At 64.5% G+C, this 13,144-nt stretch carries 12 protein-coding genes; 3 read left to right on the top strand and 9 right to left on the bottom strand.

The window, feature by feature from the left end:
- The first annotated feature begins 173 nt into the window (after nt 1-173).
- Entirely contained in the window at nt 174-1,544 is a 1,371-nt protein-coding gene (locus LPW26_RS09755) for a lipopolysaccharide biosynthesis protein (protein WP_238734703.1), read from the top strand.
- A gap of 254 nt (nt 1,545-1,798) precedes the next feature.
- On the opposite strand, the gene LPW26_RS09750 is transcribed toward LPW26_RS09755, so the two are convergent.
- The 4 genes from LPW26_RS09750 to LPW26_RS09735 all read right to left on the bottom strand — a co-directional run bounded on the left by LPW26_RS09750 (nt 1,799) and on the right by LPW26_RS09735 (nt 5,765).
- On the bottom strand, nt 1,799-2,587 hold the full coding sequence (locus LPW26_RS09750; RefSeq protein WP_238734701.1) for a 3-hydroxybutyrate dehydrogenase: 789 nt from the start codon (nt 2,585-2,587) through the stop codon (nt 1,799-1,801).
- A gap of 46 nt (nt 2,588-2,633) precedes the next feature.
- Complete coding sequence (locus LPW26_RS09745) at nt 2,634-3,767, bottom strand: DUF3734 domain-containing protein (RefSeq protein ID WP_238734699.1); 1,134 nt, start codon at nt 3,765-3,767, stop codon at nt 2,634-2,636.
- A gap of 87 nt (nt 3,768-3,854) precedes the next feature.
- Nucleotides 3,855-4,367, bottom strand: coding sequence for a CAP domain-containing protein (locus LPW26_RS09740; RefSeq protein ID WP_238734697.1), 513 nt, complete (start codon nt 4,365-4,367; stop codon nt 3,855-3,857).
- A gap of 363 nt (nt 4,368-4,730) precedes the next feature.
- Nucleotides 4,731-5,765 (bottom strand): glutamine synthetase beta-grasp domain-containing protein, encoded by a 1,035-nt coding sequence (locus LPW26_RS09735; RefSeq protein ID WP_238734695.1) that lies wholly within the window; start codon nt 5,763-5,765, stop codon nt 4,731-4,733.
- Nucleotides 5,766-6,192: 427 nt separating this feature from the next.
- On the opposite strand from LPW26_RS09735, the gene LPW26_RS09730 reads away from it, so the two are divergent.
- On the top strand, nt 6,193-6,405 hold the full coding sequence (locus LPW26_RS09730) for a DUF2735 domain-containing protein (RefSeq protein ID WP_238734693.1): 213 nt from the start codon (nt 6,193-6,195) through the stop codon (nt 6,403-6,405).
- A gap of 103 nt (nt 6,406-6,508) precedes the next feature.
- On the opposite strand, the gene LPW26_RS09725 is transcribed toward LPW26_RS09730, so the two are convergent.
- The 5 genes from LPW26_RS09725 to cysG form a co-directional block, all read right to left on the bottom strand.
- The gene (locus LPW26_RS09725; protein WP_238734691.1) at nt 6,509-7,444 is read right to left on the bottom strand and encodes a glutaminase; all 936 of its coding nucleotides are present in this window, start codon (nt 7,442-7,444) and stop codon (nt 6,509-6,511) included.
- Between the two features lie 307 nt (nt 7,445-7,751).
- Nucleotides 7,752-8,261, bottom strand: a complete 510-nt coding sequence (locus LPW26_RS09720; protein WP_238734689.1) for a DUF934 domain-containing protein — start codon at nt 8,259-8,261, stop codon at nt 7,752-7,754.
- Nucleotides 8,248-9,903, bottom strand: coding sequence for a nitrite/sulfite reductase (locus LPW26_RS09715; protein WP_238734687.1), 1,656 nt, complete (start codon nt 9,901-9,903; stop codon nt 8,248-8,250). The genes LPW26_RS09720 and LPW26_RS09715 overlap by 14 nt, the downstream gene beginning before the upstream one ends.
- Before the next feature lie 11 nt (nt 9,904-9,914).
- Nucleotides 9,915-10,229, bottom strand: a complete 315-nt coding sequence (locus LPW26_RS09710; protein ID WP_238734686.1) for a DUF2849 domain-containing protein — start codon at nt 10,227-10,229, stop codon at nt 9,915-9,917.
- Complete coding sequence (gene cysG, locus LPW26_RS09705) at nt 10,226-11,662, bottom strand: siroheme synthase CysG (RefSeq protein ID WP_238734685.1); 1,437 nt, start codon at nt 11,660-11,662, stop codon at nt 10,226-10,228. Before cysG ends, LPW26_RS09710 begins: the two co-directional genes overlap by 4 nt.
- A gap of 334 nt (nt 11,663-11,996) precedes the next feature.
- Here cysG and cysP point away from each other — a divergent pair, with 334 nt between their 5' ends.
- Nucleotides 11,997-13,004 carry a thiosulfate ABC transporter substrate-binding protein CysP gene (cysP, locus tag LPW26_RS09700; RefSeq protein WP_238734683.1) on the top strand — a complete coding sequence of 336 codons (1,008 nt, stop codon included), beginning with the start codon at nt 11,997-11,999 and terminating at the stop codon, nt 13,002-13,004.
- Nucleotides 13,005-13,144 lie beyond the last annotated feature (140 nt).

Below are 13,144 nucleotides of genomic sequence, written 5' to 3'. Positions count from 1 at the left end.
AACCATGCGATGGGTTCCCGGTTCCCCTCGTGCGAGTGCGAGGCTTCTGCTTTTACCAATTATTGACGACAGCGCGCCCTGCCGTCCAACCGAATCGTAACATCTGGTTGCTAAGTGGATCATGCTACCGCAATGCCCCGCGGTCGCGCGCATTGGGGATCGCTTTGGCTGTCATGGATGCTCCTCCGGCCACATCTCTGCTCGCCGGATTGAAGGCGCGCCTGTCCGGCCTGTTTGGCGGCTCCAACGAGCGATCGCTCACCAACCGCCTCGCAGGTACGATCTTTCTGATCCGCGTGGCGAGCGCTGCGATGGCCTACCTCGCGCAGATCCTGCTGGCGCGCTGGATGGGCGGCTCCGACTACGGCGTCTATGTCTATGTCTGGACCTGGGTGCTGTTGCTCGGCTCGATGCTCGACTTCGGCATCTCGGCCTCCGCCCAGAAGATCATCCCCGAATATCGCGCCAGCGGCGCCGACGACCGGTTGCGCGGGTTTCTCTCGGGCAGCCGCTGGGCGACGCTGGCGGCCTCCAGCCTGGTGGCGCTGCTGCTCGCCGCGCTGGTGTTTGGGCTGTCGGCATCGATCGATCCCGCGACAGTGCTGCCGCTGTATCTCGGCTGCCTGACGCTGCCGGCCTTCGTCGTCGCCAACACCCAGGACGGGATCGCCCGCTCACACGACTGGATGAAGCTCGGCCTGATGCCGCAGTTCATCATCCGCCAGGGCCTGATCATCGGCTTCACGGCGGGGCTGTTCGTGCTCGGCTTCCGGCTCGGAGCGGTCGCCGCGATGGCGGCGAGCTGCGCGGCGGTTTGGATTGCGATGATCGGCCAGATGATCGCGCTCAACCGCAAGCTGCGCGGCCATGTCCCGGCCGGCCCACGCGCCTACGATTTCCGCGGCTGGCTGGCGACCTCGCTACCGATCCTGCTGGTCGAGAGCTTCTATCTGCTGCTGTCCTACACCGACGTGCTGGTGCTGCAGCAGTTTCGTCCGGCCGAGGACGTCGGCGTGTACTACGCGGTAGTGAAGACGCTGGCGCTGGTGTCGTTTATTCACTACGCGATGTCGGCGACGACCGCCCACCGCTTCACCGAGTATCACGCAGCCGGCGACAAGGAGCGGCTCGCCGCCTATGTGCGGCACGCGATCGTGTGGACGTTCTGGCCATCGCTCGGCGCCACCGTGCTGCTGCTCGCGCTCGGCAAACCGATCCTGTGGCTGTTCGGCCCGCAGTTCACCGAGGGCTACGGCATCATGTTCGTCGCTGCGATCGGCCTCGTGGTCCGCGCCGCGATCGGCCCGGTCGAACGATTGCTCAACATGCTGGGTCACCAGAACGTCTGCGCCCTCGCCTACGCGCTGGCGTTCGGCGTCAACCTCGCGCTGTGCCTCGTGCTGGTGCCGAAGTTCGGCGGCTACGGCGCAGCGGCGGCGACGTCAACGGCGCTGACTTTTGAGACCGTGCTGCTGTTCTGGATCGTGCGGCGCCGGCTCGGGTTGCATGTGCTGGCGTTCGGGAAAAAACGCAAAAGCCCGTAGGGTGGGCAAAGCGAAGCGTGCCCACGTCGACCGCACACCGCACGCGTGGGCACGGCGCTGCGCGCCTTTGCCCACCCTACATATGGGGTTCGTTAACTAACTGTTAGTGACCACGTCGTCGCCCGGCCTGACCAGGCGATCCAGTACCCCAGAGACGCGATGCTCTGGGATACTGGATCCTCCGCTTTCGCAGAGAATGACGTTTGATGATGTGGTAGCTCCGATGAATAACCAGGCTGCGCGCGACGGCGCAGTTACGCAGCCGTCCAGCCGCCGTCCATCGACAGATTGGCGCCGGTGATCTGGCTGGCGTCGTCGCCGCACAGATAGACGGCGAGAGCGGCGACCTGCTCGGCCGTGACGAACTCCTTGGTCGGCTGCGCCCGCAGCAGCACGTCGTTGATCACCTGCTCCTTGGTGAGTCCGCGCGCCTTCATGGTGTCGGGGATCTGCTTTTCGACCAGCGGCGTCCACACGTAGCCGGGCGAGATGCAGTTGCAGGTGATCTTGTGGGTGGCGACTTCGAGCGCCACGGTCTTGGTCAGGCCGGCGATGCCGTGCTTGGCGGCCACATAGGCGGACTTGAACGGCGACGCCACCAGCGAGTGCGCCGAGGCGGTGTTGATGATGCGGCCCCAGCCGCGCTTCTTCATGCCCGGCACCGCGGCGCGGATGCCGTGGAAGGCCGACGACAGATTGATGCCGATGATCGCATCCCACTTCTCGATCGGGAAATCCTCGATCGGCGACACGAACTGGATGCCGGCGTTGTTGACCAGGATGTCGACCGAACCGAAGGTGGTCTCGCCGAGCGCGACCATACCGGCGATCTCGGCCGGCTTCAGCATATCGGCCGGCGAGTAAACCGCCTTGACGGCGAAATCGGTCTCGATCGACTTGCGCTCCTTCTCGATCGCATCCGCGTCGCCCATGCCGTTCAGCACCACATTGGCGCCGGCCTTGGCGAAGGCGCGCGCATAGGCCAGGCCGATGCCCGAAGTCGAGCCGGTCACGACCGCGGTCTTGCCCGTGAGATTAGCCATCATCTGCTCCTGTTCGATCGTCTGAAGACGCGGCGTCGAGCTGCCGCTATTTGAACGCATCCCGGGTGAGGTCCCAGGTCACCATGGTCTCGCCGTCCTGCGGCGGACGCTGCCATTCCTGGTGACGCATCGAGACATAGACATCCTGCTCGCCGGATTTCCAGTGCTCGATCATGTTCAGGCGGGAGAAATCGTAGTCCTTGGAAGACGCTTCGTAGTCGCGCTTGCGGTAGATCAGGTGCACCACGGTGACGGCGTTTTCCTTCGCCGCCTCGTGCAGGATCGCATAGGCCGGGTCGTTGCGCAGCTCGTCCGGCAGCCGATCGATCAGATGACGCAGCGCCTTGCGGGTGTTGTGAATCTGCTTGTTCTTGTCGGTGTTGAGCCGGGTGCGGCTGGAGAAGCGGATGTCCTTTTCGCGCTCGGCGGCTTCGAGCAGCGTCTGCGGCAGCCGGCCATGGGCACTGAATAGATCGACCTGGAAGATCAGCAGATCGTCGCGCTGCTCGCTGTCGAGAACGTAGTCGAGCGGCGTGTTGGAGGCGATGCCGCCGTCCCAGTAGTAATGGCCATCGATCTCGATCGCCGGAAATCCTGGCGGCAGCGCTCCCGATGCCATGATGTGCTCGGGGCGAATGGTCATCTTGGTGTTGTCGAAATACTCGAAATTACCGGTGACGATGTTGACGGCGCCGACGCTGAGGCGGATGCCGTTGGTGTTGAGCAGATCGAAATCGACCAGGCGTTCGAGCGTCGCGCGCAGCGGCCGCGTGTCGTAATAGCTCAGCGTTTCCGGATCGGCCGTCGGCATCAGATGCGCCGGCGGAAAGCGCGGCGTGAAGAAGCCCGGCACGCCGAACGTCGCGATCACCGCGGCGCTGGCTTCGTTGAACAGCGAATGCGCGTGGTCGGTGTGCAGCATCGGCTGCCATGGCACCGGGGACGACGCCATCTCCCAGAATTGCTTCAGCTTCTCGACGCGCTTCTCGCGTGGATTGCCGGCGATGATCGCGGCGTTGATCGCGCCGATGGAAATGCCAGCGAGCCATTCGGGCTCAAAATCATGATGGCACAGCGCCTGGTAGGCGCCGGCCTGATACGAGCCGAGCGCGCCGCCGCCCTGCAGAACGAGCACGCGACGCGGTTTAGAACTGGGCTTGGGATGGTGGTGGGACGTCATGAGGCTCGCCGCGGACAGGACGGGCACCGTGGCGCTCCGCATTTGCGGCGTCAATCGCGCGCCCGGTCAAACCCGATCACGCCCGGGTTATCGCGCGGGCTCGGTCGACGCCAGAATCAACGTCCAAAAGACTTTATATTTAGTATTCGGCGCATAGACCGCGGCAATGCCCAGCTTGGTGACGCCGTTCTTCAGCATGTTGGCCCGATGCGGCGGCGAGTCGCGCCAGCCCGAAAAGGCTTCCGCGAGCGTGTGATAGCCGGCCGAGACGTTCTCGACCGCGACCGACGCCGGATAGGCCGACGCGTTGAGCCGCTGCGCCAGCGGCGCCTTGGCGTCGTGGTCGAGCTTGTTGCGCCTCGCCATGTTGGCGGACTGGTCTTCGGCAAGCCGCGTGAGCGCCGGATCGACCACAACCGGTCCGAGCCCGTTGTTCTGGCGATACTGCGAGATCATCGTCGCCGCGGCGAACGAGTCGACCTTGGCGCCTTCACGCGCCATGCTGGCATACATCGACGGCGCTTCGACGGTCGGCGCCACCTCGCCGGCACACCCCGCCAGCAACAAGAGGCCGAGCACGGCCATCACCCCACGCAACATCCAGCAGTTCCCCATCCGCGCATGCGAGCCGACCCCATCGGCTTCGCGGCGCGCGAATGTTGTTGCACATCAAGAGTGGCTGAAAGGTGAAGACGGACGGTGTCATCGGCGACGGAGCGCCTCCGCTCTCTGCCGTCATCCCCGCGCGTGCGGGGATCCAGTATTCCAGAGTCATCGATTGGGCTGCAGCGCTGACACTGCACCTTCTCAGCGGCGCTCTGGAATACTTGGTCGCCCGGACAAGCCGGGCGATGACCGTCATTTTCTGCGGCGGCTCTCCCCCAAACGACAACGGCCCGGACTTTCGTCCGGGCCGTCTGCGGGCGCCCTGGAGGAGGAGGCGCTCGCGTGGTCAAGGCTTCATCAGGCCGCAGCGGCCTTCGAGGTGGGGACTTCCGAAATCGTCTTCAGGATCTGCGAAGCGATCTGGTAGGGGTCACCCATGGAGTTCGGGCGGCGATCTTCCAGATAGCCCTTGTAGCCGTTGTTGACGAACGAGTGCGGCACGCGGATCGAGGCGCCGCGATCGGCCACACCGTAGGAGAACTTGTTCCACGGCGCGGTTTCGTGCTTGCCGGTCAGGCGCATGTGGTTGTCCGGACCATACACTGCGATGTGGTCGTGCAGGTTGGTCTCGAACTGCTTCATCAGCGATTCGAAGTAATCCTTGCCGCCGACTTCGCGCATGAACTTGGTCGAGAAGTTCGCGTGCATGCCCGAGCCGTTCCAGTCGGTGTCGCCGAGCGGCTTGCAGTGCCATTCGATGTCGATGCCGTAGCTTTCGCACAGGCGCAGCATCAGATAGCGCGCCATCCACATCTGGTCGGCGGCGGTCTTCGAGCCCTTGCCGAAGATCTGGAATTCCCACTGGCCCTTCGCCACTTCGGCGTTGATGCCTTCGTGGTTGATGCCGGCCGCGAGGCAGAGGTCGAGATGCTCTTCGACGATCTTTCGGGCGACGCCGCCGACGTTCTTGAAGCCGACGCCGGTGTAGTAAGGACCCTGCGGCGCCGGATAGCCGGCCTCCGGGAAGCCGAGCGGACGGCCGTCCTTGTAGAAGAAGTACTCCTGCTCGAAGCCGAACCAGGCGCCCTCATCGTCCAGGATGGTGGCGCGGGTGTTGCTGGCATGCGGGGTAACGCCGTCGGGCATCATCACTTCGCACATCACCAGGATGCCGTTCTTGCGGGTGGCGTCGTGGAACATCGCGACCGGCTTGAGCACGCAATCCGAGCTGCGGCCTTCGGCCTGATTGGTCGAGGAGCCGTCGAAACCCCACAGCGGCAGTTGCTCGAGCGTCGGATAGACTTCGAATTCCTTGATCTGCGTTTTGCCGCGCAGGTTCGGCACCGGCGTATAGCCGTCGAGCCAGATGTACTCGAGCTTGTACTTGGTCATGCGGTTCTCTCTGTTATGCAAAGGGTCGGGACCCGAAGCGGATACGGAACCGCTCTACCCGGCGGCCGACATCCGGCTGTCACGGAAGCATTTGTCATGCCAACAGCCGGCTTGGCGGCGCAAATCCGTCAAAAGCTGACGCCTGGGAACGGAACTTTGATCCCCTCGCGGCACTTAGGGTTCAAAACCGGGGAATCCAGCCGGAATCGACCCGGCCGCCATTCGTAAACAATCTTAACGATTGGAGCGCAGACTTGGACCAGCAGCCGGATTCGCTGCAGCGCACACGGAAGCTCACCGTCCGGGATGACTACGGGCGAAGCATCCGCCTGTTTGCCTACTTATCGGGCAAACGATGATTTTTCCTTGAGCATATTGCACCCGCCCTAGGCGGGGCCAATATTCTCAAGCCGTGCAATCGAGACGCATGACGGAGCAAAACAAGCGAGAGAAGGAGAACAGCGTGAGTAGCCTGGAGCAGACATCTGCGAAAATCTACCAATTTCCCGTCGGCGGCCGCAGCGGATTGGCTCGGCGCGAACAGAAGGCGACCGAGATCGTCGACCGGGCCGTGGTCGCCAGCTCAAGCTGGTATCACGAAGCCGCAATGCTCGATGATCAGCCGCGAAAGCCGCAATGATCTCCCAGCCTGAGCCGGTTCAGGGCATCGTCGAGACGATCTGACAGAGGGCCGACGTGCGAACGTTTCGGCCCTTCATTTCGCCCGGACCTGCGTCCCCGGCTCAAACGCCGAAGATCGACCAGCCGAGCCGCTTGGTCAGCGCTTCCAGCGCGATCCGGCCGAGATGAGAATTGCCCGCGGCATCGAGCCCCGGCGACCACACCGCGATCGACGCCTTGCCCGGCGCCACCGCCAGTACCCCTCCCCCGACCCCGCTTTTGCCAGGCAGGCCGACCCGATAGGCGAATTCGCCCGAGCCGTCGTAGTGCCCGCAGGTCAGCATCAGCGCGTTGATGCGGCGGGCGCGCTGGGTGGAGACGACATTATGCCCGGTCGACGGGTTACGGCCGTTATGGGCCAGGAAGCGCCCGGCCATCGCCAACTGGCGGCAGCTCATCGCGATCGCGCAGTGATGGAAATAGACGCCAAGCGTGTACTCGACCGGATTGTCGAGCACGCCGAACGACTTCATGTAGTTGGCGAGCGCCGCGTTGCGAAAGCCGGTGCGCTGCTCGGAGGCGGCCACCGCCTCATCGATCACGATAGAGGAGTCGCCCGCCAGGAACTGCATGAACCGCAGGATCTCGCCGAGAGCTTCGCGCGGCAGATGGCCGGACAGGATCAGATCGGTGACGGCGATCGCGCCGGCGTTGATGAAAGGGTTGCGCGGGATGCCGCGCTCACGCTCGAGCTGCACGATGGAATTGAAGGCCGAGCCTGAGGGTTCGCGCCCGACCCGCCGCCACACGCGATCGCCCGATTTGCCGAGCGCCAGCGTCAGCGTGAACACCTTGGAGATGCTCTGGATCGAGAACGGCACGTCGGCATCGCCGCCGGCCGCAACATGACCGTTCGCGTCGATCACGACGAGGCCGAAGCGCTGCGGATCGACGCCAGCCAGTTCGGGGATGTAGCTCGCGACCTCGCCACGGTCGACGCGCTGCGCCATCTCGCCGGAGATCTCGGCGACGATTTGGTCGAGATGATCAGGGTTCATGACGGCGGAGAGAAAGGCAAGGTCCGCGGCAAAGCAAGTTCAAAGAGGAAGCAAGAGGCGGCTGATGATGTGAGACCGTCGTCCCTAGCACGGTCTGCTCCTTCTCCCCGCGTGCGGGGAGAAGGGTGGGATGAGGGGGCGTCTCCACAGGGCCGAGCGCCCGTCAGATGCTGGACAGGTGACGTATCACTGGAAGCGCTCAGACTCGCGGAGGCGCCCCCTCACCCGACCCGGCTTCGCTGCGCTCTGCCGGTCGACCTCTCCCCGCACGCGGGGAGAGGTCGGGCCGTGCTTGTTTTTACGACAGCTAAGTCGCCGCCACCTTGTGCCGCTGCTTGCGCAGCTGCAGGGCGCTGAGGTGGCCGTCGCCGGTCGGCTGATAGAACTCGGTGTAGCGCTGCGTCACCTCGCCGAAGGCGCGGGCGTCGGCGTCCTTCTTGACGTCGAAGGCGTCGAAGCCGTTGCGCAGCAGGAAGGTGAACTGGTCGCGCAGCACCTGACCGGTGGCCCGCAATTCGCCGCGATAGCCGTAGATCTCGCGCAGCCGGCGCGCCTGGCTGTGGGCGCGGCCATCCCTGAAGTTGGGGTAGACCAGCGTGATCAGCGCCAGCCGGTCGAGCCAGGGCTCGAGTTCGGCAACGTCGCGATTGTTCGGCCATGCCACGCCGAGCGGGCGATTGACCTTGCTCAGCGTCTCCGCATCCGCGAGGAAACGCGCCGCGGACATCAGGACCGCACCGTCGGCCGGCAGCTCAGCGTCGTCCGCGACCGTGACGAACTCATCGGCAACGATCTGCCCGTTTTTAACGAGTGGCATAGACGCGCTCCTTGAAGGGCTCGACGCCCAGCCGCTTGACGGTGTCGACGAACAGCTCTTCCGGCCGCTCGCGCAACGCCAGATAAGCCTCGACGATGTCCTCGACCACGTCCGCGACCTGCGCGTATGGCACCGCCGGCCCGATCAGGTCGCCGAGCTTGGCGTGCTCGTCAGCGCGGCCGCCGATGGTGATCTGATAGACCTCCTGATCGTTCTTCTCGACGCCGAGAATTCCGATATGGCCGACATGGTGATGGCCGCAGGCGTTGATGCAGCCTGAGATATTGACGTGCAGCCGGCCAATCAGATTGGCGGTCTCGTGATTGGCGAAACGCCGCGTCAGCTCCTGCGCGATCGGGATCGAGCGGGCGTTGGCGAGCGAGCAGTAATCCAGCCCCGGGCAGGCGATGATGTCGCTGACCAGATTGACGTTGGGCGTGGCGACGCCGATCGCGTCGAGCGCCTTCCACAGCGCCGGCAGATCGCGCTGCGCAACATGCGGCAGCGCCAGGTTCTGCTCGTGGCCGACGCGGATTTCGCCGAACGAGTACTTGTCGGCGAGATCGGCGATCGCATCCATCTGCTCGGCGGTGGCGTCGCCGGGCGGGCCGCCGACCGGCTTCAGCGACAGCGTGACGATGGCGTAGCCGGGCTGACGATGCGGCGCGACAGAATTCTTGCGCCACGCCTCGAACTTCGGATCGGACGCCGCAGCGCGCAGCTCGGCTGGATCAGCCGACAGCTTCTCGTAGGCCGGATAGACGAAGCGCGAGCGGATCTCCTCGATCATCTCGTCGTCGAGCGTCAGCGGCCCTTCGGCGAGCGGCTGCCAGGCCTGCTCGACCTCGGCGGCGAATTTCTCGATGCCGAGCTCGTGCACCAGGATCTTGATGCGCGCCTTGTAGATGTTGTCGCGGCGGCCGTACTGATTGTAGACGCGCAGGATCGCCTCGACATAGCTCAGGATATCGCGGCCGGGGACGAACGATTTGATCGTCTTGGCGATGAACGGCGAACGGCCGAGACCGCCGCCGACCAGCACCTCGAACCCAGTCTCGCCCTGCTCGTTCTTTCGCAGCCGCAGGCCGATGTCGTGCACCTTGATGGCCGCGCGGTCGTGATCGGCCGCCGTGATGGCGAACTTGAACTTGCGCGGCAGGAACGAGAATTCCGGGTGCAGCGAGGTGTGCTGACGCAGCATCTCGGCCCAGACCCGCGGGTCTTCGACCTCGTCGGGCACCACACCGGCCCACTGGTCGGCGGTGACGTTGCGGGTGCAGTTGCCCGAGGTCTGCATCGCGTGGATGCCGACTTCGGCGAGATCGGCGAGCGCGTCGGGCAGATCCTTCAGCGCGATCCAGTTGAACTGGATGTTCTGGCGCGTGGTGAAGTGGCCGTAGCCCCGGTCGTATTTGCGCGCCACATGTGCAAGCTTGCGCAGCTGCGCGGAAGACAGCGTGCCGTAAGGGATTGCGACGCGAAACATGTAGGCGTGCAATTGCAGATAGACGCCGTTCATCAGCCGGAGCGATTTGAACTCGTCCTCGGTCAATTCGCCGGAGAGCCGGCGCTGCACCTGGTCGCGAAATTCGGCGACGCGTTCGTTGACCAGCGTCTGGTCGATATCATCATAAACATACATTGAAAGCAGCCTCAGGCCTGAGCGGTCAGCGCGATGGTCAAGCCGGTCTTGCGGATCTGTTCGCGCAGATTGCCGGGAGTGATGGTGCCGGCGTCGTCAACTTTCACCGGAGCGATGTAGGCGCCAACCGCGCCGACATCGTCGGCAACCGCCTCGGCGAGCAATGCGCGCGCCGGCTCGGCCTCACGCACGATCGCTGCGTCGGCGAGATCCGTCGACCAATCGCCTTTGCCGGTGCGATAGATCACCACGCCGTCGAAGGTGCGGTTGGCGGTCACGACCGAAGGGCCGGTGATCCGAATTTTCTGTTGCAGCGGAGACGTCATTCGGCGGCCACCTGATAGGTCGAAACGAGTTGTTGAAGTTGTTGTCGGCGCCACGGCGCCGAATGGGCGACGACGTCGCCAATCACCAGAATCGCCGGGCCGCCTTCGACCTGCTCGACCAGAGCCGGCAGATCGTCCAGCACCCCCACCGCAGCCTTGGAATCCGGCCGCGTCACACGCGCGAAGACGCCGACCGGCGTCTGCGGCGAACGACCGGCTTGCAGGAGGCCGGCGCGGACGGTCGGCGCGGCGCTCATGCCCATATAGACGACGACGGTCATCTTCGTGTCGGTCAGCGCCGACCAGTCGACCGCCTCGGCGTCCGTGGCCTTGTGCGCGGTGAGGAACGTGATGCGCAGCGCCTCGTGCCGATAGGTCAGCGGCACGTCGAATTGCGCCGCGGCGCCGAAGCCGGCGCTGATGCCGGGCACCACCGAATAGGACACGCCGGCTTCACGAAGGGCTTGCACTTCCTCGCCGCCGCGGCCGAACACGAACGGATCGCCGCCCTTCAGGCGCACGGCGCGCTGGCCGGCCTGCGCGGCTTCGACCAGCAATTTGTTGATCGCATCCTGGCCGATGCCGGGCTTGTTGACGCGGCGGCCGACCGGCACGCGCGCGGCGTCGCGTCGGATGCGATCTAAGATCTCTGGAGACACCAACTCATCGTAGAACACGACGTCGGCATCCTGCAGCGCGCGCAGCGCCTTGATCGTCAACAGATCCGGATCGCCGGGGCCGGCGCCGACCAGCGTGACGTGACCTTGCGCATGGCCGGTTTCGGATGCGCGCGCATAAGCGGACGGATCGGTGATCGCCTTGAGCTGATCTTCGGCGTCGGTGCCTCGCCCTTCGAGCACGGCGGCGCCGATCGGGCCGTCGACCACGCGTTCCCAGAACCGGCGGCGCAGCGGGAATTCGGGGAGGCGCTCCTTCATAGGATGACGCCAGCGTCCGATCAGCCCGGCAAGATCGCCAATCCGGGCCGGCACGACGGCCTCGATCATCTCACGGACACGCCGTGCGACCACTGGCGACGAACCACCGGTGCCGACCGCGACCACCACATCGCCGCGATCGACGATGGCCGGAAAGATGAACGTCGAATGCGACAACTCGTCCATGACGTTGACCGGCACGCCGATCTCGCGGGCCCGGGCCGCAAGCGGCGCGGCCAGATCGCCGGCGCCCGCGCACAGCAGCGCGATCGCGCCGCTGAGATCGGCATCGCGCGGATCACCATCGGCAAAGCTGATGCGCGCGCGATCGGCCTCGCTCACCCCGGACAGGTCGCGATCGCCATCAACGACGTACCAACGGATCGTCGCGCCGGCAGACAGCAGCAGCCGCAATTTGGCGCGCGCCATCTCCCCGGCACCGACCAGCACAACCGGCCCTGCCGCAAGATCGAGAAAGACCGGAAGAAACCGCATGCCCGCTCCGTTGTCCCTTTCGGGTCTGCCAGAATTATTTTCTACGTGGAATTCTTACAAGTCGCGCCGGAAGAAAACCAATCCTTTGCGCCTGCAGCGCGCAGGGGGGAATTTCTATCCCTTCCGAAGGGTCAACGGAGGCAACCATTCTCCGCGCTTCGCGCGCCTCCGAGTCCAACCATTGAAAGCGCGCCTACGTTCCGTCGGCGCCCGCTTCACACTCGTAGTTATCTCGACTATCTGACCACGAAACGCGTCTTTCGCGCACGCCCGTCGCCTTACTCGCGCGGACACGCGCCTGATCGTCATTCAAGGCCATCAATAAGGAGTTCTCGTGAACCGTTTCGCCCTTGTCCTGCTCGCCGGCCTCGGCGCATTGACGACTGCGCTGCCGGCTCAGGCGCAAACGCCGAACACGCTGCTCAATGTCTCTTACGACATCGCGCGGGAACTCTATGTCGAGATCAACGCCGCGTTCGTGCCCTATTGGAAGCAGAAGAGCGGCCAGGACATCACCATCAACCAGTCGCATGGCGGCTCGTCGCGGCAGGCGCGCTCGATCCTCGAAGGCCTCGAGGCCGACGTCGTCACCTTCAACCAGGTGACCGATGTTCAGGTGCTGCACGACAAGGGCAAGCTGATCCCAGCCGACTGGGCAAAGCGGCTGCCTAATAATTCATCGCCCTACTACTCGCTGCCGGCGTTCCTGGTGCGGGCCGGAAATCCGAAGGGCATCAAGGACTGGGACGATCTGGTGAAGCCGGACGTCAAGGTGATCTTCCCCAATCCGAAGACCTCAGGCAACGCGCGCTACACGTATCTCGCCGCCTATGCCTTCGCGAAGCATAAATACGGTAACGAGGCCGAAGCGGACGCTTTCATCAAGAAGCTGTTCGCCAACGTCCCCGTCTTCGACACCGGCGGCCGCGCCGCGACGACCACCTTCGTCGAGCGCCAGACCGGCGACGTGCTGATCACCTTCGAGGCCGAAACCAGCGCCATCCGCGATCTCGCTGGCGCCGACAAGTATCAAGTGGTGGTGCCGCCGACCAGCCTGCTGGCCGAATTCCCGGTGACAGTCGTCGACAAATACGCCGACAAGCACGGCACCCGCGCACTCGCCACCGCTTATCTCGAATATCTGTATTCACCGGAGGGCCAGACCATCCTGGCCAAGGCGTATAATCGCGTGCACGACAAAGCCGTGGTCGAAAAGTTCAAGGACAAGTTCCCCGAGGTGAAGCTGTATCGCGTCGAGGACGAGTTCGGCGGCTGGGACAAGCTGAACGCCGACCACCTGGCGTCGGGCGCGAAGCTGGATCAGTTGTTCGGGGGGCGGTGAGCGGCCGATCCGAACCTCTCCCCGCGCGCGGGGAGAGGTCGACCGGCGCAGCCGGTCGGGTGAGGGGGCGCCTCCGCGCTGCCGAGCCCTTCGGTTAGTCGAGCGTCTTTGCACTGTTAAAGCTACTCACGGCCTCGCGG

Source organism: Rhodopseudomonas infernalis (assembly GCF_022271405.1).
GTDB lineage: Bacteria > Pseudomonadota > Alphaproteobacteria > Rhizobiales > Xanthobacteraceae > Rhodopseudomonas > Rhodopseudomonas infernalis.
The sequence above is the reverse complement of the archived record's forward strand: the minus strand, read 5'-3'. Positions and strand labels throughout refer to the sequence as shown.